Origin of the sequence: Pseudonocardia benzenivorans CB1190 (assembly GCF_000196675.2) — a bacterium.
In the GTDB taxonomy this organism is placed as follows: domain Bacteria; phylum Actinomycetota; class Actinomycetes; order Mycobacteriales; family Pseudonocardiaceae; genus Pseudonocardia; species Pseudonocardia benzenivorans.
Genome location: NC_015312.1, coordinates 3,606,135 through 3,630,878, shown reverse-complemented (window position 1 = coordinate 3,630,878; position 24,744 = coordinate 3,606,135). Strand labels below are relative to the sequence as shown.

Below are 24,744 nucleotides of genomic sequence, written 5' to 3'. Positions count from 1 at the left end.
TCGGTCCCGGCGAAGAGCCCGGACCGCCCCCACCCGCCACAGAGCTTCACAGAGCCACGGAGTCATCGAGAACACCATGTCCACTCTGGAGATCAAGGACCTGCGCGCGTCGGTCACCACCGACGCGGGCGCCAAGGAGATCCTGCGCGGCGTCGACCTCACGGTCCGCGCCGGCGAGACCCACGCGATCATGGGGCCCAACGGCTCCGGCAAGTCCACGCTGGCCTACGCCATCGCCGGGCACCCGAAGTACGAGATCACCGGCGGCGAGGTCCTCCTCGACGGCGAGAACGTGCTCGAGATGTCGGTCGACGAGCGCGCCCGCGCGGGCCTCTTCCTCGCCATGCAGTACCCGGTCGAGGTCCCCGGCGTGTCGATGGCGAACTTCCTGCGCAGCGCGGCCACCGCGGTGCGCGGCGAGGCGCCGAAGCTGCGCACCTGGGTCAAGGAGGTCAAGGGCGCGATGGACGCCCTGGAGATCGACCAGACCTTCGCCGAGCGCAGCGTCAACGAGGGCTTCTCCGGCGGTGAGAAGAAGCGCCACGAGGTGCTGCAGCTGTCGCTGCTCAAGCCGAAGGTCGCGATCCTCGACGAGACCGACTCGGGCCTGGACGTCGACGCCCTGCGCGTCGTGTCCGAGGGCGTCAACCGCTACAAGGCGGCCGGCGACGTGGGGGTGCTGCTGATCACGCACTACACCCGCATCCTCAAGCACATCACTCCCGACGTCGTGCACGTCTTCGCCGGCGGCCGGATCGTCGAGTCCGGGGGCGCCGAGCTCGCCGACGAGCTCGAGACCAACGGCTACGTGAAGTTCACCGGCGCGGCGGCGGGAGTCGAGGTCGCCTCGTGACCGCGGTGCAGGCCCCGGCGGGCGCGGGCCTGACCCGGCTCGACCCGGCGGCCCTGCGTCCGGACTTCGCGATCCTCTCGCGGACGGTCCGCAACGGCCGTCCGCTGGTCTACCTCGACTCGGGTGCGACGTCGCAGCGGCCGCGCCAGGTGCTCGACGCGGAGCGTGAGTTCCTGGAGCAGCACAACGCCGCGGTGCACCGCGGCGCGCACCTGCTCGCCGAGGAGGCGACCGACGCCTACGAGTCGGCCCGCTCGCGGATCGCCGCGTTCGTCGGGGCCGAGCCCGACGAGCTCGTCTTCGTCAAGAACGCCACCGAGGGGATCAACCTCGTCGCCTACGCGATGAGCAACTCCTCGGTCCGCACCGGGCTGGGCGCCGAGTCCGAGCGGTTCGCGCTCGGCCCCGGCGACGAGATCGTCGTGACGGAGCTGGAGCACCACGCGAACCTCGTCCCCTGGCAGGAGCTGTGCCGGCGGACCGGCGCTACCCTGCGCTGGTACGAGGTCACCGACTCCGGACGCATCGACCTCGACTCGCTCGAGCTGTCCGAGCGGACGAAGGTCGTCGCGTTCGCCCACCAGTCCAACGTGCTGGGCTCGGTTGCGCCGGTCGCCGAGCTGGTGCGGCGGGCCCGCGCGGTGGGGGCCCTCGTCGTCCTCGACGCGTGCCAGTCCGTCCCGCACATGCCCGTCGACCTGCGGGCCCTCGACGTCGACTTCGCGGTGTTCTCCGGGCACAAGATGCTGGGGCCCTCCGGCGTCGGCGTGCTCTACGGTCGCACCGAGCTGCTCGAGGCGATGCCGCCCTTCCTCACGGGCGGGTCGATGATCGAGCTGGTCCGGATGGAGGGCTCGACGTACGCGCCGCCGCCGCAGCGGTTCGAGGCGGGCGTGCCGATGACGTCGCAGGCCGTGGGCCTGGGCGCGGCCGTCGACTACCTGTCGGCGATCGGCATGGACGCCCTGCACGCGCACGAGCTGGAGCTGGCGCAGGTCGCGCTCGACGGGCTGCGGGCCCTGCCGGGCGTGCGGATCATCGGGCCGGAGACCCTGGAGAGCCGGGGCGGCACGGTCGCGTTCGTCGTCGACGGGGTGCACGCGCACGACGTCGGACAGGTCCTCGACGACCGTGGCATCGCCGTGCGCGTCGGGCACCACTGCGCGTGGCCGCTGCACCGCAGGTTCGGCGTCGCGGCGACGGTCCGGGCGTCGTTCCACTGCTACAACACCGTCGACGAGGTCGCCCAGCTCGCCGAGGGCGTGCGGGCGGCGCAGGAGTTCTTCGGCGTGGCCGGTGCGGGGACGGGCGACTGATGCAGCTCGAGCAGATGTACCAGGAGATCATCCTGGACCACTACCGGTCGCCGCACGGCTCCGGGCTGAAGGACCCGTTCGACGCGGAGTCCCAGCAGATCAACCCGACGTGCGGCGACGAGATCACGCTGCGCGTCAAGCTCGACGACGCCGGTGAGAAGGTCCTCGACGTCTCCCACGAGACGCTGGGCTGCTCCATCAGCCAGGCCTCGGCGTCGGTGCTGACCGACCTCGTGGTCGGCCAGACCGTCGACGAGGCGATGAGGATCCTCGCGGCGTTCCAGGAGATGGCCCAGGGCCGGGGCAAGGTCGAACCCGACGAGGACGTCCTCGGCGACGCGATCGCGTTCGCCGGGGTGGCGAAGTACCCGGCGCGCGTCAAGTGCGCGCTGCTGGGGTGGATGGCGTTCAAGGACGCCGTCGTACGGGTGCAGGACGGGAAGGGAGCCACCGCATGAGCGAGACGGCGAACGAGGCCGCAGCCGCGGCGGAGCGGCCCGCCGACACAGCCGCGGCGGAGCGGCCCGCCGACACAGCCGCGGCGGAGCGGCCCGCCGACACAGCCGCGGCGGAGCGGCCCGCCGACACAGCAGCGGCGGAGCCGGCGGCCGACGAGGTCGTGCGCGGCGCGGCCGGCATGCCCGAGCCCCCTGCCGCCGCGGGCGAGGGCGCACCGGGTGACGCGTCGCTCGAGGACATCGAGGAGGCCATGCGCGACGTCGTCGACCCCGAGCTGGGGATCAACGTCGTCGACCTGGGCCTGGTGTACGGGCTCGCGGTCGAGGAGAAGACCGCGGTGATCGACATGACGCTGACGTCGGCGGCCTGCCCGCTGACCGACGTCATCGAGGAGCAGACCCGCGCCGCGCTCACCGGCGGTCCGTCGGGCGGCCTGGTCGACGACATCCGGATCAACTGGGTCTGGATGCCGCCGTGGGGCCCGGAGAAGATCACCGAGGACGGCCGCGAGCAGCTGCGCGCGCTGGGCTTCCGGGTCTGACCCGTGAGTGGCGATGGTCGCCACGGTGACTGTCGCCATGGCGACCACCGCCACTCACGAGCGCGTCACGCCCTGCTCAGGGCGTGCAGCTGCAGGTGCCGGTAGCCGCGGACCGATCGTGACCGCAGCCGCCGGACCCGGAAGCGCTCGTCACCGTCGAGCGCCGCCGCGACCTCCCGGTCGACGAGCACCGTGCCCGGGCGCGCCTGCGCCGTCAGCCGGGCGGCGATGTTCACCGGCTCACCGAACACGTCTCCGAAACGCGCCAGCACCTCGCCCGCGGCGAGCCCGATCCGCAGGGGCGGCAGCAGGTCGTCGGCGGCGACCTGCTCGTCGAGCGCCAGCGCGATCCCGGCGGCCGTCGCGGCGTCGTCGGCGACGAAGAGCACCTCGTCGCCGACGGTCTTCACGATCCGTCCGCGCCCCTCTGCGATCACCCCGGCGGTCCGGGCGGAGAAGCGTTCGAGCAGGTCGTCGAGCTCGGCGGCGCTGCGTCGGCGCGTCGCGCGGGTGAAGCCGACCATGTCGGCGAAGCCGACGGCGAGCGGACGGGTGTCGCTGTCGGCGGCACCGGGCGCCGCCCGCTCCAACGCGGCGGCGAGATGGCGGCGCCACACGTAGTCCTGCAGCCGGCCGAGCTCCGGGACGAGCGCCGCGGCCAGGTCGGCGGGGGAGCGCTCGCCCGCCGGGCCGGCGAGCACCGTGCGCAGCATCCCGACCTGCCACTCCGCGAGCCGCGACATGTCTTGCGCGACCGCCCTGGCGACGGCCTCGCGCACCCGCGGCGGCAGCAGCCCGGCGTCGCCGAGCTGCTGCATGACCCGGACGGCCTCGACGTCGCGGTCGGTGAACAGCACGTCGTCGTCGGCGGGCTCGGGGAAGCCGAGCGCGCGCCACAGGCGCTCGCCCTCCTCGGGGTCGATCCCCGCGGCGGCGATCACCTGCGGACGGGTGAGGGTGCGGGCACCACCCAGCACGGCCTCGGCGAGGCCGGGCTCCGGGCCGTCTGGCACGGGTCGCTCAGGTGGTGTGGACGATCAGCACGTCGACGCCCGCGCGGCGCGCCGCGTCCGACGGGACCGACCCGAGCAGCCTGCCGGACAGCGTGTTCAGCCCGCGGTTGCCGACGACGAGCAGGTCGGCCCCGTGGTCGCGGACCGCCGCGCGCAGCACCTCGACCGGCGCGCCGTCCACGGCGTGGGTCGACACCTCACCCGCGCCGGCCGCGCGCGCCCGGTCGGCCGCCTCGCGCAGCGCCTCCTCCGCAGGCGTCCAACCCCGAACGAGGTGGGCCTCGCCCTTGAGCGCGTCCTCCGCGCCCGCGGTGTCACCCGGGTCGGACGGGGTGAACGCCGACACGACGACGAGCTTCGCCCCGCTGTCCGCGGCGACGGACGCGGCCCGCTCGACGGCGGCGAACGAGGTCGCCGACCCGTCGGTGCCGACGACGATGGTCTTGTAGGCGGGCATGGGTCCTCCGATGCCGCGGACGGTGCGACTCTCGCTGTCCGTGTTCGGAGGCTACCGTCGGTAGCGTCGGCCGCGGGCACCCGGCGCGCGGTCGTCACCCGCTTCGGGGTCCCGCGCGGGCGCCGCGGGCAGCAGCGCGGGTCCGACGAGCCGCCCGCGCAGCGGCCAGCCCGAGCGGCCGAACAGCGCGGTCATCGCCGCGAGCGTGGCGCCCAGGTCGTCGCGGGCGCCGAGGTAGGCCCGGCGGTGCCGGTCGGGCAGTGCGAGGAACGTGTCGAAGAACGCGGGTACGTCGCGCGCGGGCATGCGCAGCAACGCCTCCAGCCCGCGCCGGCGCAGCGCGTGCACGGCCCGCGCGGCCGGCGTCCAGAGCACCGTCCGGTCGACCCGGGCCGCCGCGTCGGCCCCGTCGTCGCCCTCGGCGAGCGCCGCGGCCAGCGCGCCGGCCACCCGCGGCGCGAGCACCAGCGCCGTCGCGACGCTGAAGCCGGTGGCCGGGTGGACCAGTGGCGCCGCCGCGCCGAACCCGAGTACGCCGTCGCGGTCGTGGCGGGGGGTGTCGACGGGGAACCGCACCCGCTCGACGCGTGCACCGTCGGGCACGGCGACGCCGTGCCGGGCCAGCCGCGCGTGCAGCCGTCTGCGCAGGTCATCCAGGGCGAGCCCGGGCCGGCGCGCGAGCGAGGTCTCCTCCAGCAGCACCGTGCCGTCGCCCAGCGCGACGCCGTAGAGGAACGTGGGCCAGCCGTCCTCGCCGTGGTCGGGGCGCCAGTCCATGAACAGGGCCTCCCCGGGCCCCACCAGCGGCAGCGCGACCTCGGCGGGCACGACGACCCCGTGCGCGGTCTGTTCCGCGGCCGCCGGCCGGCGCCAGTCCGTCGTCCCGAGGGGGCGTCGGTGGCCGCCGGCGTCGACGACGACCCGCGCGGTGAGCGACCCGCCGCCGTCGAGCACCACCCGGTGCGGCGAGGGGATCGCCACCGCCCGGCCCGCGACGACCCGCGCCCCGCCCCGAACGAGTGCCTCGTCGAGGTGGGCGCGCAGCGGCTGCGTGCCGAGCACGACGTAGTCCTGGCCCAGCCGGTGCTCGGTGAGGGCGACGGCCCGCCCCGGCGACCTCGACGCGACGACGGCGTCGGGCAGGTCCGCGGGCAGCTCGCTCGCCCACGCCGCGTACGTCGAGCGCCACGGGCGCCGCGGCGCCGGGTCGAGCAGCGTCGTGCGCAGGCCGAGGGCCGCACAGGCGGCCGCGACGGCACGCCCGGCCGGGCCCGCCCCGACGACGAGGACGTCGTCGACGGGCCGCGGACCGGCCGTCCCGGACGCCCGCGTCAGCCCGTCCCGCCGGCCGCGAGCAGACCGCCGTCGACCAGCACCGTCTCACCGCTGATCCACGCCGCGGAGTCCGACACGAGGAACCCGACGAGCGCGGCGACGTCACGCGGCTCACCGAGCCGCTTGAGCGGGTAGGACGACGCGACGCCCTCCTCGTCGTGGGCGTAGAGCGCCGTCGCGAACCGGGTCTTGACGACCGCGGGCGCGACGGCGTTGACCCGGATCCCCGGGCCGAGCTCGGCGGCGAGCTCGGCGGTGAGCCGGATGAGCGCGGCCTTGGACGCGCCGTAGGCGGCGATCGCGCCGGTGGAGCGCAGCCCGCCGACGGATGCGAGGTTGACGACGGCGCCGCCGTGCTCGGCCATCCACGCCTTGTGGGCGAGCTGCGTGTAGCCGAGCGCCGCGACGACGTTGACGTCGAAGATCTTGCGGACGGCGTCGAGGTCGGCGTCCATCAGCGGCCCGTAGATCGGGTTGATGCCCGCGTTGTTGACCAGCACGTCGAGCCGGCCGAACGTGTCGGCGGTCCGCGTGACGGCCTCCTCGCGGTGCGCGGCGTCGCCCGCGTTGCCCGCAACGGTGAGCACCCGCGACGCGTCGCCCCCGGCGGGCCCGCCGAGCAGCTGCTCGGCCGCCTCGGCCAGCACGGCCTCCTTGCGCGCCGTGATCGTGACCGATGCGCCGCGGGCCAGCAGCTCGGCGGCGATCGCGAGCCCGATGCCCCGGCTCGCGCCCGTCACGAGCGCGGCACGGCCGGTGAGGTCCTGGGGGGTCGTCGCCGCCGGGGCGAGGGCTTCGTCCATGTCGTGACCCTAACCAGGGTGACCGGGTCCACGGCGTGATGTGGCCGACCCCGCGCCGACGCGGCGGGAAACCGGGGCGACACGGCCGGTACCCTGGACGTCGTGATCCGGATCGGGTAGCGCCCGTCGTCGTCGACCGCCGTGCCGCATTCCCGCGACCGTCCCCCGGATTCTGGAGCCTCCTTCGTGATCACCGCCACCGACATGGAACTGCGTGCCGGGTCCCGGATCCTGCTGGCCGGGGCGACGCTGCGCGTCCAGCCGGGCGACCGCATCGGTCTCGTCGGGCGCAACGGCGCCGGCAAGACCACGTCGATGCGGGTGCTGGCAGGGGAGTCCGAGCCCTACGGCGGCACCGTCGGGGCCAACAGCCCGGTGGGCTACCTGCCGCAGGACCCGCGCGAGGGCGACCTGCGGGTCACGGCGAAGGACCGGGTGCTCTCCGCGAAGGGCCTCGACGAGCTGCTGCGCCGCATGGAGAAGGCGCAGACCGCGATGGCCGAGCTGGTCGACGGCGCGCAGAACGACAAGGCCGTCCGCGAGTACGGCCGCATCGAGGAGCGGTTCGCCGCGCTCGGCGGGTACGCCGCCGAGAGCGAGGCGGCCCGGATCTGCGCCCACCTCGGGCTGCCCGAACGCGTGCTCGGCCAGCCGATCGCCACCCTCTCCGGCGGGCAGCGCCGCCGCGTCGAGCTCGCCCGGATCCTGTTCGCCGCGACCGACGGGGGCGGTGCCCCCAGCGGTACGACGCTGCTGCTCGACGAGCCGACCAACCACCTCGACGCCGACTCGATCACCTGGCTGCGGCAGTTCCTGTCCGCGCACGACGGCGGGCTGGTCGTGATCAGCCACGACACCGACCTGCTGGCCGCCGTCGTCAACAAGGTGTGGTTCCTCGACGCCACCCGCGGCGAGGTCGACGTCTACAACATGGACTGGAAGCGCTACCTCGACGCGCGCGCCACCGACGAGAAGCGCCGCCGCCGCGAGCGCGCCAACGCCGAGAAGAAGGCCGCGGCACTGCACACCCAGGCGCTCAAGATGGGCGCCAAGGCGACGAAGGCCGTCGCGGCCAAGAACATGGCCCGCCGCGCCGACGAGCTGCTGGCCGGGCTCGAACCCGAGCGGAAGAACGACCGGGTCGCGAAGATCCGGTTCCCCGACCCCGCGCCGTGCGGGCGGACCCCGATCACGGCGGAGGGGCTGTCGAAGGCGTTCGGGTCGCTCGAGGTGTTCACCGGCGTCGACCTCGCGGTGGACCGCGGGGCCAAGGTCGTCGTGCTCGGCCTCAACGGCGCGGGCAAGACGACGCTGCTGCGGCTGCTCGCCGGGACCGAGGTCCCCGACGCCGGGCAGGTCGTCCCGGGGCACGGGTTGCGCACCGGCTACTTCGCGCAGGAGCACGACACCCTCGACATGGACGCGACGGTCTGGGAGAACATCCGGCACGCGTCACCCGACACCCCCGAGCAGCAGCTGCGTACGGTGCTGGGCACGTTCATGTTCTCCGGCGAACAGCTCGAGCAGCGGGCGGGGACGCTGTCGGGCGGCGAGCGGACCAGGCTGGCCCTCGCCGGCCTCGTGTCGAGCTCGGCCAATGTGCTGCTGCTCGACGAACCGACCAACAACCTCGACCCGGCCAGCCGCGAGCAGGTGCTCGACGCGCTGCGCCGGTTCGCGGGCGCCGTCGTCCTCGTGACGCACGACCCCGGCGCGGTGGAGGCGCTCGACCCCGACAAGGTGATCGTGCTGCCGGACGGAACCGAGGACCTGTGGTCGGCGGACTACCTCGAGCTGGTCCAGCTCGCCTGACCCTCGCGAGCCCCCCGTCCGTGGTCGTTCGGGACCGCGACACCCGGATGACCGCGTCCGATCGCCACCGACCGCGATGATCACCCATCCGCGTGATCCGTTCGGGGGAACCGTTCACCGATCATCGAGTCGATCATCTGGCACGTTCCTACCCCGTGGTCGATCATTGCCGCACCGCGAGCCGAGCGGGGCTCGGGGGCCGCGGACGGCCCGCGGCGGGGCAGAGGAGGTCAATGACGTGGCCGACCTGAAGAAGGGCGCCCGGATCACCGGCGCACAACGGGACAAACTCGCGACCGACCTGAAGAAGAAGTACGAGAAGGGGGCGAGCATCCGGGCCCTGGCCGAGCAGACGGGACGGTCCTACGGCTTCGTGCACCGGGTGCTGAGCGAGACCGGTGTGACGCTGCGCGGCCGTGGCGGGGCGACCCGCACCAAGAAGAAGTAGGTGGTACCGGCCCGCGACGCGGGCCCGCGGTTCGACCCGCCCCTGCAGCGCGTCCTGGTCCGACGCGCACCGCCGGGGCACCCGGAGACGACCGGGTAGCGTCGGCCACCGGGACGGGCGCTCGGCCCGCCCGCCCTGGACGAAAGGCGGACTCGGTGACCTCTGCGCACTCGGTGGACCCTGTGACCGACGGACCGGCTCCCGCGGTCGACGCGGACCTGCTGTCGCGTGGCGGGGTCGTCCTCACGGTCGACGGCGTGCGGGCGACGGTGACCCTCGACCGGCCGGACCGGCTCAACGCGCAGACCCCGGACACGTGGCAGGCCCTCGCCGCCATCGGCGAGGGCCTGCCCGCGGAGGTGCGCGCGGTCGTCGTGCGCGGGGCCGGGCGGGCATTCTCCGCCGGGCTCGACAGGCGGATGTTCACCCCCGAGGGGATCGACGGCCACCCCGGCGTCGGCACGATCGCCGGCCTCTCCGACGCCGACGGCGACGAGGCCATCGCCGCGTTCCAGGCCGGGTTCGTGTGGCTGCGCGACCCGGCGCGGGTGACCGTCGCGGCCGTGCAGGGGCACGCCATCGGCGGCGGCTTCCAGCTCGCACTCGCCTGCGACATCCGGATCGCGGCGGAGGACGCGCAGTTCTGCATGGCCGAGCCGGCGCTGGGCATCGTGCCCGACCTGGGCGGGACGTTCCCGCTGGTCCGCGCGGTCGGGTACGCGCGGGCCGTGGACATCTGCCTCACGGGCAGGCGGATCGGCGCGGAGGAGGCCCTGGCCATCGGCCTGGTGCAGCAGGTCGTCCCCGTCGACCAGCTCGACGCGGCGACCGACACCGCGGTCACCGCCCTCACGTCCGCACCCGCGGGCGCCGCCCGGGAGACGCTCGCCCTGCTGGCCGGGGTGGCCGACGGCGTCGATCCCGCCGGGGCGCTCGCCGCGGAGCGGGCCGCCCAGCTGCGCCGGCTGCGGGCCCTGGCCGCCGGCGACTGACATCGGGCGTGGCGTCGCGGCCGGGAGCGTGGCGTCGCGGCACCCGGTGGCCGTCGGCGACACGGTCGTGAGTGGCGACGGGCCGGCGCGAGCCCGACCGTCGCCGTCCCTCGCCGCCGTCGGTGTCCAGGGGCGGTCGCGCGGTCCCCGGGGCCGCAGCGTGTCGACGATCTCGTCGTCCCGGCCGGGATCCGGTCGCCAATTAGTTGTAGCGTGCTAACTGTTCGGTACGCCACGACGAACGGAGCGGGATGCCGGAGATGACGGCGCGGACGCGCTCGGTGATCCTCGCGATCTGCTGTTCCAGTCTCTTCGTCGTCAGCCTCGACAACACGATCGTCAACGTCGCGCTGCCGGCCATCTCGCGCGATCTGGGCTCCTCGGTGAGCAGTCTGCAGTGGGTCGTCGACGCGTACCTGCTCGTGCTGGCGAGCCGGCTCATGCTCGCGGGCTCGACCGGGGACCGGATCGGCCGTCGTCGGGTGTTCCAGACCGGTCTGATGCTGTTCGGTCTCGGTTCGCTGCTGTGCAGCCTCGCCCCGAACACCGGGTCGCTCATCGCCTTCCGGATGCTGCAGGCCGTCGGCGGCTCCATGCTCAACCCCGTCGCCATGTCGATCATCACGAACGTCTTCACCGAACGGCGGGCCCGGGCCAAGGCGATCGGGGCGTGGGGGAGCGTCGCCGGGATCAGCATGGCGCTCGGCCCACTGCTGGGCGGGGTGCTCGTCGACGCCGTCGGATGGCGGTCGATCTTCTGGGTGAACGTGCCGGTGACGCTGGTCGTCGTCGTGCTCGCGGCGCGGTTCGTGCCCGAGTCGCGGGCCGAGCGACCGCGCCGCATCGACCCGATCGGCCAGGTGCTGGTCGTCCTGCTGCTCGCAGGCGTCACCTTCGCGATCATCGAGGCGCCGGTGCGTGGCATCGGGTCGCCGTGGATCCTCGGGTCCGCCGCGGTCGCGGTCGTCGCGCTGGCGGTGCTCGTGCCCGTCGAGCTGCGCCGCCGCGAGCCGCTGCTCGATCCGCGGTTCTTCCGCAGCGTCTCGTTCAGCGCGGCCACCGTCATCGCGATCGCCGCGTTCGCCGCGCTGGCCGGGTTCCTCTTCCTCAACGCCCTCTACCTGCAGACGACCCGCGGCTACAGCGCCCTGCACGCGGGGCTCCTGACGTTGCCCATGGCCGCTGCGGTCGCGCTGCTGCCACCACTGTCGGCACGGCTGGTCGGCACCCGGGGCCCGCGGATTCCGCTGATCGTGGGCGGTCTCGGGCTCGCCACCGGCGGCGCGCTGCTGACGGGGCTGACCGAGACGACGTCGCTGGGCCTGCTGCTGGTCGCCTACGTCGTGTTCGGGATCGGCTCGGGCATGGTCAACGCCCCGATCACCAACGCCACCGTCTCCGGGATGCCGGTCAGCCAGGCCGGGGTGGCGGCCGCGGTCGCCTCGACGTGCCGGCAGGTCGGATCGGCGCTGGGTGTGGCGGTGCTGGGCGCGATCGTCACCTCGCGGACGACGGGCCCCGGCGCGGTCGGGCTGGCGGAGGCGAGCCACACGGCGTGGGTCGTGGTGACGGTGTGCGGGATCGCCGTCGCCGTCCTCGGGGTGGTGTGCACGAGCCGATGGGGACGGCGCGCCGACGAGCGCGCGGCGACCCGGATCGCCGACGAGGTGGGCCGGCAGCCTGCCGCGGCCTGATTCGCGCCCACCGGGTGCGCCGTTGCACCCAGCGGACGGTGCTCACGTTCGCAGCCGGAGTGACCCGGGTCAACCCGCCGTGACCGGTCCGTGACAGCACCGCCGATCGGGTGGGGCGGCTCGTCCGGCCTCGTCCCGCAGCGGGCGGCGCCGCGGCCGGACGGCGCGGCGGCTCAGCCCACCGCGCCCGCGCCGTCCACCGGAGCGGTGGTGCGGCGCACCGACTGCTCGACGACGTCGAGCACGCTCGCGAGATGACCGGCCGGCAGGCCCATCGCCAGGTGCGACACCAGGCCCTCGAGCACGAGCTCCAGGTACTGGGTGAGCACGGTGAGGTCGACGTCCGCGCGCAGCGCACCGGACGCGGCCTGGCGCTCCAGCCGGTTGCGGGTCGCCGTCGTGAGCTCGGCGGAGTAGGCCTGCCAGTGCCCGCGGAACGCCTCGTCGGTGCGCGCCTTGCGGGCCATCTCGAGATATGTCCCCGTCCAGCCGGCAGGGCGGCTGTCGGGCGAGGACAGCAGCTCCCGCATGACCTGCACGAGCCCCTGCTCGGCCACCACCGCCGCCATCACGCGGGCGTCCTGCTCGGCGATCGCGAGGAACAACGCCTGCTTGTCGCGGAAGTAGTGGAAGATCGCGCCACGCGAGAGCCCGGTCGTCTGCTCCAGCCGCCGGACCGTCGCCCCCTCGTAGCCGTGGCGGGCGAAGCACTCGCGCGCCCCGTCGAGGATCTGACGGCGGCGCGCCTCGAGCTGGTCGGAGCTGACGCGGGGCACGCCTCCAGTATTCCGTACGTACGGATTGCAGGGGAGCCGATGCCGGCCACATGATCGTCATTGTTCGGTCATCTGCAACTGTCGGTCCCCGCGGGTACCGTTTCCGCCGTGGTCCACGAGGTGGAAGTCGCGGCGTCCTCGCCGTCGCACACGCCGGCGGCGGCGCGGCAGCTTCGCAGCCTGTCGGAGGCGGAGGCGTACGTGGCGTCGGTATGTTTCAAGCACGGCCCACCGCGGCTGCAGGGTGTCGAGCTCGAATGGCTCGTCCACTCCGGCACCGCCCCCGGGGCACCGCCGGACCGCGCGCGCCTGGCTTCGGCCCTCGGCCCGCACGCCCCCACCACCCTCGTCCCGTCCTCCCCGGCCCAACCGCTCCCGCACGGATCGACCGTGACGGTCGAGCCCGGCGGCCAGGTCGAGCTGGCCAGCCCGCCGCTCGCCGATCTGGACTCGCTCGTCCGCGTCACCGCCGCCGACGCCGCGGAGCTCCACCGCCGCCTCGCGGCCTGCGGTCTCGTCGTCCAGCCGCGGGCCACCGACCCGCTCCGGCCGCCGACGCGGATCCTCGACCATCCGCGCTACGCCGCGATGGAACGCGCCTTCGACCGCCGCGGTCCGCACGGCCGCAGCGGGATGTGCTCGACGACGGCCGTCCAGGTGTGTCTCGACGTCGGGACGGCCGCCGACCTGCCGCTGCGCTGGGAGGCCCTGCACGCCCTCGGACCGGTGCTGCTGGCGGCCTTCGCGAACTCGCCCGTGCTCGCGGGGCGCCGGACCGGCTGGAAGTCGTCGCGGATGGCCTGCTGGCTCTCCGCCGACCCGACGCGGACGACCCCGCCGCGCCCGCGCTCGGCCGACCCGGTCACCGACTGGGCCGCCCGGGTGCTCGGCACCCCGCTGCTGTGCGTGCGCCGCGACGACGGGCCGTGGGACGCGCCGCCCGGCGTCACGTTCGCCGACTGGATCGCGGGCGCGTTGCCCACCGCGCCGACGACGGCCGATCTCGACTACCACGTGTCGACGCTGTTCCCGCCGGTGCGGGCGCACGGCTTCCTCGAGGTCCGCTACGTCGACGGGCAGGCCGGTTCCGGCTGGGCCCTGCCCATCGCCGTGCTGGTCGCCCTGCTGTCGCGGCGCGAGGTCACCGAGCGCGCGCTCGAGCTGAGCCGGCCCGTCGCCGACCGCTGGATCGAGGCGGCCCGCTGTGCCCTCGCCGACCCGGCGTTGGCCGCGGCGGCCGGGTCCGTGTTCGAGCTCGCCTGCGCCGCGGCGCGCGAGGTGGGCGCCCCGGCCGACGTCGTGACCGCGCTCGAGGACATGACCGCGCGACGTGTCCTGCGGGGCCGGTGCCCGGCCGACGACCTGCTCGACGAGGAACGGCTGCGCCCGCAACCCGTCGTCGACACCGGTGACGAGTGGCCGCTGCTCACCAGCGTGGTGGCGCCGGCCGCCCTGTCCACCGCCGTCCCGGAAGGAGACCCGTCGTGACCGAGGTGCCGACCGTCACCGATCCCGCTGCGCCCGACGGCGACGCGACCGAGAGCGAGGCGGCCGTCCGCGACCGGGTGGTGCGGCTGCTCGAGCGCTCCCGCACGCGCAGCATCGCGCTCACCGACGCCGTCGACGAGGCCGACCTCGTCGCGCAGCACTCACCGCTGATGTCGCCGCTGGTCTGGGACCTCGCGCACATCGGCAGCCAGGAGGAGCTCTGGCTGGTCCGCGACGTCGGCGGCCGCGAGCCGCTGCGCCCGGAGATCGACGGGCTCTACGACGCGTTCCAGCACAGCCGCGCGAGCCGCGTGGACCTGCCGCTGCTCACCCCGCCGGAGGCGCGGGCCTACGTCGCCGAGGTGCGCGACAAGGCGCTCGACGCGCTCGGATCGACCCCGCTGCGCGGGCGCCGGCTCGTCGAGCACGGTTTCGCGTTCGGGATGATCGTCCAGCACGAGCAGCAGCACGACGAGACCATGCTCGCCACCCACCAGCTGCGCGCGGGCGCGCCCGTGCTGCACGCCGAGCCCCCGCCGCCCGGCCCGGGCCCGGCGCGGCTCGGGGCGCGCGAGGTCCTCGTCCCGGCGGGCCCGTTCGTGCAGGGCACGTCGACCGAACCGTGGGCGCTCGACAACGAGCGGCCCGCGCACACCGTCGACCTGCCGGCGTTCGTCATCGACACCTACCCGGTCACCAACGCCGAGTACACCGCGTTCGTCGAGGCCGGCGGGTACGACGACCCGCGCTGGTGGAGCGCACGCGGTTGGGCACACCGGGTCGAGGCGGACCTGCGGGCGCCGCAGTTCTGGGAGCGCGACGCGTCGGGAACGTGGTGGCGGCGCCGGTTCGGCGTCGTCGAGCCGGTGCCGGCCGACGAGCCCGTCGTGCACGTCTGCTTCCACGAGGCCGCGGCCTACGCCGCCTGGGTGGGCAAGCGCCTGCCCACGGAGGCGGAATGGGAGAAGGCGGCCCGCCACGACCCCGCCACCGGGCGCTCCCGGCGCTACCCGTGGGGCGACGAGGAGCCCGGTGCCGGCCACGCCAACCTCGGGCAGCGGCACCTGCAGCCGGCGCCGCTCGGCGCCTACCCGGCAGGGGTGTCGGCGCTGGGCGTGCATCAGATGCTGGGCGACGTCTGGGAGTGGTGCGACAGCGGCTGGGAGCCCTACCCGGGATTCGAGATGTTCCCGTACCCCGAGTACTCGCAGGTGTTCTTCGGCGGCGACTACAAGGTGCTGCGCGGCGGGTCGTTCGGCACGGACCCGTCGGCGGTCCGGGCGACGTTCCGCAACTGGGACCACCCGATCCGCCGCCAGATCTTCTCCGGGTTCCGCTGCGCGCGCGACGCGTCGGCGGCCGAGGCGGCGGAGTCGTCCGGCGTGCCGACCGGGGGTCGATGACGGCGTGTGCCGCCATCTCGCGTACCTCGGCCCGCCGGTGACGCTGTCGACACTGCTCACGGAGCCGTCGCACGCGCTGCTGCGGCAGTCGTGGGCGCCGCGCGACATGCGTGGCGGCGGCACCGTCAACGCCGACGGGTTCGGGGCCGGCTGGTACCCGGGTTCGGGGGCGCCGCCGGTCCGCTACCGCAGCGACCGGCCGATGTGGTCGGACACGTCGTTCGCCGCGCTGGCCGGGGCGACGCGTTCGGCCGCGGTGCTGGCCGCCGTGCGGTCCGCGACGACGGGCATGCCGGTGGTGAGCACCGCGGCGGCACCGTTCACGGAGGGTCGCTGGCTGTTCAGCCACAACGGTGTCGTCCGCGGATGGCCCGCGTCGGTGGCGGGCGTCGCGGCACGGCTTCCGGTCACCGACCTGCTCACCCTCGACGCGCCCACCGACTCGGCCCTGCTCTGGGCGCTGGTGCGCGACCGGCTGCGTGCGGGCCGTGACCCGGGCGACGCGCTGGCCGCCACCGTCGCCGAGATCGCGGCCGTCGCCCCCGGGTCGCGGCTCAACCTCCTGCTCACCGACGGCTCGGCGATCTGGGCGACCGCGTGGGACCACGCGCTGTCCGTGCGCGTGCTGCCCGCCGCGGGGACCGCCGCGGCCGCGGTCACCGTCGTCTCCGAGCCGTTCGACGACCTCCCCGGCTGGGCCCCCGTGCCCGACCGGCACCTCGTACGGGCCGTACCTGGCCGGTACCACCTCGACGCGCTCACGACCGTGGGCGCGACGTCGGCGACGGCGGGATCCGGGCCGTCGCCGGTGATCGGATAGGAGTCCGATGTCTGTCGTCCAGCTCGACGTCCACCTGACCGACGCCGACGCCGCAGCCGCCCTGCGCGCCGACGTGGCCAGGGGCCTCACGTCCGAGCCGAAGGTCCTGCCGCCCAAGTGGTTCTACGACGCCCGCGGCAGCGAGCTGTTCGAGCGGATCACCGAGCTGCCCGAGTACTACCCGACCCGCACCGAGCGGGCCCTGCTGGAGTCGAGCGTCGACGAGATCGCCGCGGCGTCGGGCGCCGACACGATCGTCGAGCTCGGGTCGGGCTCGTCGGCCAAGACCCGGCTGCTGCTCGACGCGTTCGCCCGCGCCGGGACGCTGCGCCGCTACGTCCCGCAGGACGTCAGCGAGGCGGCCCTGCGCGGCGCGCTCGACCAGCTCACCGAGGAGTACCCGGGACTGGAGCTGCGGGGCGTCGTCGGCGACTTCACCCGCGACCTCGGCCGGTTGCCCGGCGGTGGCCGCCGGATGATCGCGTTCCTCGGCGGCACGATCGGCAACCTGCTGCCCGCGGCACGGGCGCAGTTCCTCGCGCACGTGCGGTCGGTGCTGGAGCCGGGGGAGCAGCTGCTGCTGGGGACCGGGCTGGTCGTCGCACCCGAGGTCGTCGTCCCGGCCTACGACGACGCCGCCGGCGTCACCGCGGAGTTCAACCGCAACGTCCTGCACGTGCTCAACCGGGAGCTGGGGGCCGACTTCGAGCCCGAGGCGTTCGACCACGTGGCCCTGTGGGACGCGGAGAACGAGTGGATCGAGATGCGGCTGCGGGCGCAGCGGGCGATGACGGTGCACGTCCGCGAGCTCGGTCTCACGGTGCGCTTCGCCGAGGGCGAGGAGCTGTGCACCGAGGTCTCGGCGAAGTTCCGCCGCAACGGGGTCCGGGAGATGCTGGCCGGCGCGGGCTTCGAGCTGACCCGCTGGTGGGCCGATCCGCTCGACCGCTTCGGCCTGAGCCTTGCGACGGCCGTCCGGCCCGGCGAACCCGTGCGGTGACCCGTCGACCGTGGACCGGAGCGCCGGGGGCCGCGTCCCCGGCGCTCCCGCTCCGGCCGGTGCGTGGTGACCGGCCGCGTCACTAGGCTCCTCCGCATGAGCACGGCCGACGAGCACTCCCACGACTGGCGCACCGACGGCGTGCGGGTCGTCCCCGGCGACGCGCTGGACACCAACACGCCGCAGACCCCGGGCATGAACCGGGCCGCGGCGATCGACCACGCCCGGGTCGGCGCGCAGAAGCTGTGGGCCGGCACGGTGACCATCCACGCGGGCGCCAAGACCGGCGCGCACCATCACGGTGAGCTGGAGAGCGTCATCTACGTGATCCGGGGCAAGGCACGCATGCGCTGGGGGGAGAACCTCGAGTACACGGCGGAGGCGGGTCCCGGCTCGTTCATCTTCGTGCCGCCGTACGTGCCCCACCAGGAGATCAACGCGCTCGACGACGAGCCGCTCGAGTGCGTGCTCACCCGCAGCGGGCAGGAGCCGGTCGTGGTGAACCTCGACATCGAGGGCGTCGCCGATCCCGTCGAGGTGCCGTGGGTCGACCCGGGGCACCCGCACCCCTGACCGCCAACTCCCGACCGCGAATCCCCGACCGCGACACGCCGACCCCGCGCGCCGACGACCCGGCGCCGCCGACCGCGCCCGCGCCGTGTGATCCCGCGTCGCACCACCCACCGGAGCTCCGCATGACCGCCGCACACGATCATCTCGTCCGTACCCCGCTCGACGCCGAGCACGAGGCGCTCGGGGCGACGTTCACCGACTTCGCCGGCTGGCGCATGCCCGTTCGCTACGGCAGCGACCTCGCCGAGCACCACGCCGTCCGGACCGCGGCCGGGCTGTTCGACCTGTCGCACATGGGCGAGGTCGAGTTCGAGGGCCCGCAGGCGGGGGCCGCGCTCGACCACGCGCTCACCGGGGCGATGTCGGCGATGCGCGTCGGCCGGGCGAAGTACTCGCTGCTGTGCGCCGACGACGGCGGCGTGCTCGACGACCTCGTTGTGTACCGGCTCGCCGAGGAGCGGTTCCTGGTCGTCGTGAACGCGGCCAACGCCGGCGCCGACGCCACCGAGCTCGCCCGCCGTGCCGAGGGTTTCGACGTCCGGGTCCGTGACCGGTCGGCCGACACGGCGCTCGTCGCCGTCCAGGGCCCGCGGGCGGCCGAGATCGTCCGCGGCCTCGTCCCGGACCCGGCCGTCGTCGACGAGCTCCGCTACTACGCGGCCACGCCGGCTGCCGTGGCCGGGATCGAGATCCTGCTGGCGCGCACCGGGTACACGGGCGAGGACGGCTTCGAGCTGTACGTGCCCGGCGCCGACGCACCCGCGCTCTGGCGGGTCCTGCTCGATGCCGGCCGGCCGCACGACCTCCAGCCGGCCGGGCTGGCCTGCCGGGACACGCTGCGCCTGGAGGCCGGGATGGCGCTCTACGGTCACGAGCTCACGGTCGACACCGACCCGTTCGCGGCCGGGCTGCGCCGTGTGGTCGCGCTCGACAAGGAGTTCGTCGGACGCGATGCGCTCGCCGCCCGGGCCGAGTCCGAGCCGGCCCGGGTCCTGGTCGGGCTGACGGGGGAGGGACGCCGGGCGGGCCGGGCCGGCGCCGCGGTCCTCGACGCCGACGGATCGCTGGTGGGGGAGGTGACCTCCGGCGTCCTGTCGCCGACGCTCGGAGTCCCGATCGCGCTGGCCTACGTCGACGCCGCGCTGGCCGCGCCCGGTACGGCGGTCGAGCTGGACGTCCGGGGCCGGCGGCAGCCGTACACCGTGACGGAGCTGCCGTTCTACCGGCGCTGACGCGGCCGACTCTGTCCCGGTGGGAGCCGGGCTCGCCCCTTCTCTCTGGTAAACGATTCATTGACACAACGCGCGAACCGGTTGGCCCTCGAGGACCCTGCCGGCACCGCGCCCGACTGACGCGGCACGGGGGAGCGGGCAGGTTCCTGCCTGTCTGGTCGACCCGGCTCCGGGCTCCTCGGCACCCCGCCGACTCCGTGCGAGGGTGAGGTACCACCGGCCGGTCCGACCCGCCCTACCTGCTCGTCGCCGGCGCGAAGCTCAGACTCTGGAGACCGCGACGAACCGCCCCTGCCGCGGAACTCGTGGAGGGAGCGCGCAGCGCGCCGCTGGCTGTCCGCCGGCGCCGACCGGCAGCGGGACATCGATCCCGGCCAGTGCCGGCACCCCCGAACAGCTCCTGTGAGTGGCGGCACCGTGCCGCGTACCGGGCGGGCGGAGATCGACCCGGGCGGACATCGACCCGGGCGGACATCGACGGAGACGAACGGCGCGTCCGACCCAGCGCCGGGTCCGGGGAATGCCACCCGTCGCGGCGACGTTCTGCTCCTCCGCAAGTGCGGCCGCAACCTCAGGGTCGTCGTACGCCCGCCCAAGAGCAGTGGGGTTGCGGCCGGCGGGTTGGCCGCAACCCCACTGCTGCCGGATCGGCCGGCGGAAGCGGTGAGGTTGCGGCGGGAGGAGGTCATGGTGGGGACGCAGGTGCCTCTCCACGTGTAAACCAATCATTGACGCACCGAAAACGATCTTGGGACCGGGGAGACTGATCTCAAAGGAAAAACCAGCCACGACGACGGGGGCGGCCCCCGTGGGAGCCGCCCCCGTCAGAAGGTGGGTCGGATCAGCCGGCGAGCATGCCGCGCAGCACGTACTGCAGGATGCCGCCGTTGCGGTAGTAGTCCGCCTCGCCGGGGGTGTCGATGCGGACGACGGCGTCGAACTCGATGGTCGAGCCGTCCTCCTTGGTCGCGGTGACCGTGAGCGTGCGCGGGGTGGTGCCGTCGTTCAGCGCCGTGATGCCCGCGATGTCGAAGGTCTCCGTGCCGTCCAGGCCCAGCGACGCCGCCGACTCGCCCTGCTGGAACTGCAGCGGGATGACGCCCATGCCGATCAGGTTCGAGCGGTGGATGCGCTCGAACGACTCGACGATGACGGCCTTCACGCCCAGCAGCGCGGTGCCCTTGGCCGCCCAGTCACGCGACGAGCCCGAGCCGTACTCCTTGCCGCCCAGCACGACGAGCGGGGTGCCCGCGGCCGCGTAGTTCTGCGCGGCGTCGTAGATGAATGCCTGCGGGCCGCCGTCCTGGGTGAAGTCCCGGGTGTAGCCGCCGGAGACCCCGCCGTCGACGATGGCGTCCAGCAGCTGGTTGCGCAGCCGGATGTTGGCGAACGTGCCGCGGATCATCACCTCGTGGTTGCCGCGCCGCGAGCCGAAGGAGTTGTAGTCCTTCTTGTCCACGCCGTTCTCGTCGAGGTACTGCGCGGCCGGGGTACCGGGCTTGATCGACCCGGCGGGGGAGATGTGGTCGGTGGTGACGGAGTCGCCCAGCAGCGCGAGGACCCGCGCGCCGGTGATGTCCTGCACCGGCGCCGGCTCGGTCGTCATGCCCTCGAAGTACGGGGGCTTGCGCACGTAGGTCGACGCCGGGTCCCACGCGAAGGTCTGGCCCTCGGGGGTCGGCAGCGAGCGCCAGCGCTCGTCGCCGCGGAAGACGTCGGAGTAGCTCTTGGCGAACATCTCCTCGTCGATCGCGGCGTCCATGACGGCGTTGACGTCCTCGGTCGAGGGCCAGATGTCGGCGAGGAAGACATCCTTGCCGTCGCCGTCCTTGCCCAGCGGCTGGGTCTCGAAGTCGAAGTCCATGGTGCCGGCGAGGGCGTAGGCGATGACCAGCGGCGGGGACGCCAGGTAGTTCATCTTGACGTCCGGGTTGATCCGGCCCTCGAAGTTGCGGTTGCCCGACAGCACGGAGACGACGCTGAGGTCGGCCTCGTTGACCGCCGCCGAGATCTCCTCGGGGAGCGGGCCGGAGTTGCCGATGCAGGTGGTGCAGCCGTAGCCGACGAGGTTGTAGCCCAGCTTGTCCAGGTACGGCCAGAGGCCGGCCTTCTCGTAGTAGTCCGTGACGACCTGCGAGCCGGGCGCCATCGACGTCTTCACCCAGGGCTTGACGGTCAGGCCCTTCTCGACGGCGTTGCGTGCCAACAGGGCCGCGCCGAGCATCACCGAGGGGTTCGAGGTGTTGGTGCAGGAGGTGATCGAGGCGATCACGACGGCGCCGTGGTCGAGCACGAACTCCCCGCGGGAGGCCGAGGTCACCGTGGTCGGCTTGGACGGCCGGCCCTCGCAGCCGTCGGCCGCGGAGAACACGACCGGGGCTGCCTCGTGGCCGTGGGTGGACGTCGCCGGCGCGTCGCTGGCGGGGAAGGACTCGTCGGAGGACTCGTCGACACCCGAGAGCGGTTCGACGACGGCGTCGTCGGTGTAGTCCTGGACCGCCGCGCGGAAGGCGGCCTTGGCCGCGGTGAGCTCGATGCGGTCCTGGGGCCGCTTCGGGCCGGAGATCGAGGGGACGACCGTCGACAGGTCGAGCTCGAGGGTCTCGGAGAAGACCGGCTCGGCCGCCGGGTCGTGCCACAGGCCCTGTTCCTTGGCGTAGGCCTCGACGAGCGCGATCTGCTCGGCCGAGCGGCCGGTCAGCTTGAGGTAGCGGACGGTCTCGTCGTCGATCGGGAAGATCGCCGCGGTCGAGCCGAACTCCGGGCTCATGTTGCCGATGGTGGCGCGGTTGGCCAGCGGGACGGCCGAGACGCCGGCGCCGTAGAACTCCACGAACTTGCCGACGACGCCCTGCCGGCGCAGCATCTCGGTGATCGTGAGGACGACGTCGGTCGCGGTGACGCCCGCGGGGATCTCGCCGGTCAGCTTGAAGCCGAGCACCTTCGGGATGAGCATCGAGACCGGCTGGCCGAGCATCGCGGCCTCGGCCTCGATGCCGCCGACGCCCCAGCCCAGCACGCCGAGGCCGTTCACCATCGTGGTGTGCGAGTCGGTCCCGACCAGCGTGTCGGGGTAGGCCTGGCCGTTGCGGGCCATGACGGTGCGCGCGAGGTGCTCGATGTTGACCTGGTGCACGATGCCGGTGCCCGGGGGGACGACCTTGAACTCGTCGAAGGCGCCCTGGCCCCAACGCAGGAACTGGTAGCGCTCCTGGTTGCGGCCGTACTCGAACTCGATGTTCTTCTCGAACGCGTCGGCGGTGCCAAAGAAGTCGATCATCACCGAGTGGTCGATGACGAGCTCGGCGGGAGCGAGCGGGTTGACCTTGGCGGGGTCGCCGCCCATCTCGGTCACGGCCTCGCGCATGGTCGCGAGGTCGACGACGCAGGGGACACCGGTGAAGTCCTGCATGATCACGCGGGCGGGCGTGAACTGGATCTCGGTGTCGGGGTCGGCCGCCGGGTCCCACGCGGCGAGCGCGCGGATGTGGTCGGCCGTGACGTTGGCACCGTCCTCGGTGCGCAGGAGGTTCTCCAGCAGCACCTTGAGGCTGTACGGAAGCTTCTCGGCGCCCTCGACGGCCGCCAGCCGGAAGATCTCGTACTGGTTCTCGCCGACGTCGAGCGTTCCCCTGGCTCCGAAGCTGTCGGTGCTGGCCACGATGGCTCTACCTCCTGGCGTGCGTGGTGGGCGCGCTGTGCGGCGCGTGTCGGGCTCCGCCGCGGGTAGCCGGCAGGCCCCTCGACCCAAACAGTACGCCTGTCCTACTTGCGGGTCGAGCAGGCCCGGCACCGTCACACGGCAGCGGGGCACGGGCAGTGTGCACCCGTGCCCCGCTCGGCTCCGGCGACGGCCGGCGTGACGTCAGTTACCGGCGAGATCCAGTAGGTCCTTGACGTCCTGCGGCTGCAGCACGCCGAGGATGTCGGCGTAGGCCTGCAGGACCGTCTGCGACGGGCTGACGTACCAGGACCCGCCCTCCTCGGAGGCCATCACCTTGATGTCGAGCACGGCCGTCATCAGCTTGGGCAGCAGCTGCTGCACCGACGGCGGCAGTGACGACGTCGTCGAGCCCAGCCCGGCCAGCTGCGTGATGTCGGCGCTGCAGAACCGCTGCGACTGGCCCTGGACCTCGACCGAGAGGCAGTCGCCGTCGCGGGCGACGGTGATCTGCTGGCCGTCCTGCGTCAGCACCAGCCGCTTGAGCGACATCGCGGTGTAGCCGCGGACGGTCTCGGTGTTGGTCTCGAGCGTCGTGACCTGCAGGCCCGACGGCCGCGGGCGCCCGGCGGAGTCGATGATCGCCTGGCCCGCGTCGTGCACGACGGCGAGCTCCGTCGGCGGCGCGAGCTCGACGAGCCGCTGCGCGTTCTGGTCGGCGATCGCCTGCACGGTCTGCTTGAGCGCGTCCTCGGCGCTGCTGCCGCCACGCGCCGGGACCGACGTCGTCGGCCAGGCCTTCTTCTCCTGGTGCAGCGCGTAGTCGGCGATCGTGTAGAAGAGGCTGACGTACCACTTGCCGTCGACCTCGACGGTCGCGATGCGGATGGGCTCGCCGTTGCGCTTGACCTCGTCGGCGATGTTGATCGTCGTGTTCTCCGCCCCGGGGACGCCGTCCTTGAACACCCGGTTCTTGAAGTCGTCGGTGAACGGGATCTTCGCCGGGTCCTGGTTCAGCGTGATCGTCCCGGCCACCAGCTTGTTGATGACGACGTTGTCGCGCACCTTCTCCTGGGCGCCCTCGTCGAACTTCAGGTCCTTGAACTCGACCGTGCCGATCGACGCGGTGGGGTCGGCGTCGGGCTTGAGGATCTGCAGCCGCTTGAGCTGGTCGCCGAGGACCTGGTTCGCGTCGACGGCGAGCTTGGCCTCGGTGGGGTGCAGCGTCTTGAGCGCGTCGAGGTAGTTGTCGTCGGTCAGGTCCTGCGCGAGCAGGGTGACCGCCGCGTTGGGGGTGTTGGCGCCGCCGCCCCCGAACACCGTGAACCCGACGACCACGGCGGCGATCACGACGACGACGCCCACGAGCGCGGTGATCAGCGGCCAGCGCTTGCGCTTGGGCGGCTGGCCGCCCGACCCGTCGAACCCGGGCGGGGGCGGGTACCCGGGCGGCCCACCCTCGCCACCCCAGGCCGGCTGCGGCACGGGCGCCTGCGGGTAGCCCGCGGCGGGGTACTGCGCCGTCTGCTGCGGCCCGCCCTGCCAGCCGCCGGGCGCCGCGCCTGCGGGCTGCGCACCCCACGCCGGCTGCTGCTGCCAGGCCTGCTGCGGATATCCCTGCTGTGAATATCCCTGCTGTGGATATCCCTGCTGGTAGGGCTGCTGCTGGTAGGCCTGCTGGGCCTGGGGGTCGCCCCACTGCTGCTGTCCGGGCGCGGGCTGCGGGGCCCCCCAGCCCTGCTGCCCGCCGTCCTGCGGCCACGGCTGCCCGGGGGGCATTGCTCCACGTCCCTGGTCGTCGGTCATGAGTCCCCTCGGTGTATCGCGCGTGACCGCCCGGTGCGGCCCCGACGATGATCTGCGAGTCGTGTCGAGCCCGGAATGGGGCCAGCACTACGTCTGGATTCGCACTCAGGGGGTGCTAGCTCCCCCTTGTCGGACGCAGACTAACCGTTACGCCATGTGGTGGAAGTTCTTGACGGTGAGCGTGTGGTGGTTGGGAACGCGTCCCTCGAATGGCACAGTCACCCCGGCCGCGCCGGGTGATCATCGCGGCCGGAGGGGAGAC

The 24,744-nt window shown here is 73.7% G+C and carries 21 protein-coding genes; 14 read left to right on the top strand and 7 right to left on the bottom strand.

Annotated features, from left to right (window positions below; all coding sequences use genetic code 11):
* Nucleotides 1–76 precede the first annotated feature (76 nt).
* The 4 genes from sufC to PSED_RS17085 all read left to right on the top strand — a co-directional run bounded on the left by sufC (nt 77) and on the right by PSED_RS17085 (nt 3,169).
* A complete protein-coding gene (sufC, locus tag PSED_RS17100; RefSeq protein ID WP_013675505.1) occupies nt 77–853 on the top strand; it encodes a Fe-S cluster assembly ATPase SufC in 777 nt (258 codons plus the stop codon).
* On the top strand, nt 850–2,169 hold the full coding sequence (locus PSED_RS17095) for a cysteine desulfurase (RefSeq protein ID WP_013675504.1): 1,320 nt from the start codon (nt 850–852) through the stop codon (nt 2,167–2,169). Before sufC ends, PSED_RS17095 begins: the two co-directional genes overlap by 4 nt.
* A complete protein-coding gene (gene sufU, locus PSED_RS17090; RefSeq protein ID WP_013675503.1) occupies nt 2,169–2,627 on the top strand; it encodes a Fe-S cluster assembly sulfur transfer protein SufU in 459 nt (152 codons plus the stop codon). Before PSED_RS17095 ends, sufU begins: the two co-directional genes overlap by 1 nt.
* A gap of 179 nt (nt 2,628–2,806) precedes the next feature.
* Entirely contained in the window at nt 2,807–3,169 is a 363-nt protein-coding gene (locus PSED_RS17085) for a metal-sulfur cluster assembly factor (protein ID WP_049803698.1), read from the top strand.
* A gap of 65 nt (nt 3,170–3,234) precedes the next feature.
* Here the strand turns inward: PSED_RS17085 and PSED_RS17080 are convergent, their stop codons facing one another.
* Genes PSED_RS17080 through PSED_RS17065 form a run of 4 tightly spaced genes read right to left on the bottom strand, consistent with a single transcriptional unit; the run spans nt 3,235 to nt 6,777 of the window.
* Nucleotides 3,235–4,182 (bottom strand): adenylate/guanylate cyclase domain-containing protein, encoded by a 948-nt coding sequence (locus PSED_RS17080; RefSeq protein WP_013675501.1) that lies wholly within the window; start codon nt 4,180–4,182, stop codon nt 3,235–3,237.
* A 7-nt stretch (nt 4,183–4,189) separates the two neighbouring features.
* Nucleotides 4,190–4,639, bottom strand: a complete 450-nt coding sequence (locus PSED_RS17075) for a universal stress protein (RefSeq protein WP_013675500.1) — start codon at nt 4,637–4,639, stop codon at nt 4,190–4,192.
* A 51-nt stretch (nt 4,640–4,690) separates the two neighbouring features.
* Nucleotides 4,691–5,974 (bottom strand): lycopene cyclase family protein, encoded by a 1,284-nt coding sequence (locus PSED_RS17070; RefSeq protein WP_063821902.1) that lies wholly within the window; start codon nt 5,972–5,974, stop codon nt 4,691–4,693.
* Nucleotides 5,971–6,777 (bottom strand): SDR family oxidoreductase, encoded by an 807-nt coding sequence (locus tag PSED_RS17065; protein ID WP_013675499.1) that lies wholly within the window; start codon nt 6,775–6,777, stop codon nt 5,971–5,973. The genes PSED_RS17070 and PSED_RS17065 overlap by 4 nt, the downstream gene beginning before the upstream one ends.
* A 186-nt stretch (nt 6,778–6,963) precedes the next feature.
* Between PSED_RS17065 and PSED_RS17060 the strand changes: the two genes are divergently transcribed.
* The 4 genes from PSED_RS17060 (at nt 6,964) to PSED_RS17045 (ending at nt 11,723) form a co-directional block, all read left to right on the top strand.
* Entirely contained in the window at nt 6,964–8,589 is a 1,626-nt protein-coding gene (locus PSED_RS17060) for an ABC-F family ATP-binding cassette domain-containing protein (RefSeq protein ID WP_013675498.1), read from the top strand.
* 238 nt (nt 8,590–8,827) lie between these two features.
* Nucleotides 8,828–9,037 (top strand): helix-turn-helix domain-containing protein, encoded by a 210-nt coding sequence (locus PSED_RS17055; protein WP_013675497.1) that lies wholly within the window; start codon nt 8,828–8,830, stop codon nt 9,035–9,037.
* 182 nt (nt 9,038–9,219) lie between these two features.
* Nucleotides 9,220–10,029 carry an enoyl-CoA hydratase/isomerase family protein gene (locus PSED_RS17050; RefSeq protein ID WP_041759757.1) on the top strand — a complete coding sequence of 270 codons (810 nt, stop codon included), beginning with the start codon at nt 9,220–9,222 and terminating at the stop codon, nt 10,027–10,029.
* A 251-nt stretch (nt 10,030–10,280) separates the two neighbouring features.
* A complete protein-coding gene (locus PSED_RS17045; protein WP_013675495.1) occupies nt 10,281–11,723 on the top strand; it encodes an MFS transporter in 1,443 nt (480 codons plus the stop codon).
* Between the two features lie 173 nt (nt 11,724–11,896).
* Here PSED_RS17045 and PSED_RS17040 read toward each other — a convergent pair whose 3' ends face one another.
* The gene (locus PSED_RS17040) at nt 11,897–12,499 is read right to left on the bottom strand and encodes a TetR/AcrR family transcriptional regulator (RefSeq protein ID WP_013675494.1); all 603 of its coding nucleotides are present in this window, start codon (nt 12,497–12,499) and stop codon (nt 11,897–11,899) included.
* A 108-nt stretch (nt 12,500–12,607) separates the two neighbouring features.
* On the opposite strand from PSED_RS17040, the gene egtA reads away from it, so the two are divergent.
* The 6 genes from egtA (at nt 12,608) to gcvT (ending at nt 19,015) form a co-directional block, all read left to right on the top strand.
* Nucleotides 12,608–13,987 carry an ergothioneine biosynthesis glutamate--cysteine ligase EgtA gene (gene egtA, locus PSED_RS17035; RefSeq protein WP_158511319.1) on the top strand — a complete coding sequence of 460 codons (1,380 nt, stop codon included), beginning with the start codon at nt 12,608–12,610 and terminating at the stop codon, nt 13,985–13,987.
* Entirely contained in the window at nt 13,984–15,390 is a 1,407-nt protein-coding gene (gene egtB / locus PSED_RS17030; protein WP_013675492.1) for an ergothioneine biosynthesis protein EgtB, read from the top strand. The genes egtA and egtB overlap by 4 nt, the downstream gene beginning before the upstream one ends.
* Before the next feature lie 4 nt (nt 15,391–15,394).
* Nucleotides 15,395–16,210, top strand: coding sequence for an ergothioneine biosynthesis protein EgtC (egtC, locus tag PSED_RS17025; RefSeq protein ID WP_013675491.1), 816 nt, complete (start codon nt 15,395–15,397; stop codon nt 16,208–16,210).
* A 7-nt stretch (nt 16,211–16,217) separates the two neighbouring features.
* Nucleotides 16,218–17,210, top strand: coding sequence for an L-histidine N(alpha)-methyltransferase (gene egtD / locus PSED_RS17020; RefSeq protein ID WP_013675490.1), 993 nt, complete (start codon nt 16,218–16,220; stop codon nt 17,208–17,210).
* Between the two features lie 96 nt (nt 17,211–17,306).
* Nucleotides 17,307–17,783: a cupin domain-containing protein gene (locus PSED_RS17015; RefSeq protein WP_013675489.1), complete on the top strand. Its 477-nt coding sequence runs from the start codon at nt 17,307–17,309 to the stop codon at nt 17,781–17,783.
* A gap of 122 nt (nt 17,784–17,905) precedes the next feature.
* Nucleotides 17,906–19,015, top strand: a complete 1,110-nt coding sequence (gene gcvT, locus PSED_RS17010; RefSeq protein WP_013675488.1) for a glycine cleavage system aminomethyltransferase GcvT — start codon at nt 17,906–17,908, stop codon at nt 19,013–19,015.
* 841 nt (nt 19,016–19,856) lie between these two features.
* Here gcvT and PSED_RS17005 read toward each other — a convergent pair.
* Both PSED_RS17005 and PSED_RS17000 read right to left on the bottom strand, forming a co-directional pair.
* Entirely contained in the window at nt 19,857–22,676 is a 2,820-nt protein-coding gene (locus PSED_RS17005) for an aconitate hydratase (RefSeq protein ID WP_013675487.1), read from the bottom strand.
* A gap of 204 nt (nt 22,677–22,880) precedes the next feature.
* A complete protein-coding gene (locus tag PSED_RS17000; protein ID WP_013675486.1) occupies nt 22,881–24,482 on the bottom strand; it encodes a hypothetical protein in 1,602 nt (533 codons plus the stop codon).
* Nucleotides 24,483–24,744 lie beyond the last annotated feature (262 nt).

What these genes read in the sequence shown, in the direction of transcription:
- sufC (WP_013675505.1), top strand. Translation starts at nt 77, where the DNA reads ATGTCCACTCTGGAGATCAAGGACCTGCGCGCGTCGGTCACCACCGAC.
- sufU (WP_013675503.1), top strand. Translation starts at nt 2,169, where the DNA reads ATGCAGCTCGAGCAGATGTACCAGGAGATCATCCTGGACCACTACCGG.
- PSED_RS17085 (WP_049803698.1), top strand. Translation starts at nt 2,807, where the DNA reads ATGCCCGAGCCCCCTGCCGCCGCGGGCGAGGGCGCACCGGGTGACGCG.
- PSED_RS17075 (WP_013675500.1), bottom strand. Translation starts at nt 4,639, where the DNA reads ATGCCCGCCTACAAGACCATCGTCGTCGGCACCGACGGGTCGGCGACC.
- PSED_RS17065 (WP_013675499.1), bottom strand. Translation starts at nt 6,777, where the DNA reads ATGGACGAAGCCCTCGCCCCGGCGGCGACGACCCCCCAGGACCTCACC.
- PSED_RS17045 (WP_013675495.1), top strand. Translation starts at nt 10,281, where the DNA reads ATGCCGGAGATGACGGCGCGGACGCGCTCGGTGATCCTCGCGATCTGC.
- egtD (WP_013675490.1), top strand. Translation starts at nt 16,218, where the DNA reads ATGTCTGTCGTCCAGCTCGACGTCCACCTGACCGACGCCGACGCCGCA.
- PSED_RS17015 (WP_013675489.1), top strand. Translation starts at nt 17,307, where the DNA reads ATGAGCACGGCCGACGAGCACTCCCACGACTGGCGCACCGACGGCGTG.
- gcvT (WP_013675488.1), top strand. Translation starts at nt 17,906, where the DNA reads ATGACCGCCGCACACGATCATCTCGTCCGTACCCCGCTCGACGCCGAG.
- PSED_RS17000 (WP_013675486.1), bottom strand. Translation starts at nt 24,482, where the DNA reads ATGACCGACGACCAGGGACGTGGAGCAATGCCCCCCGGGCAGCCGTGG.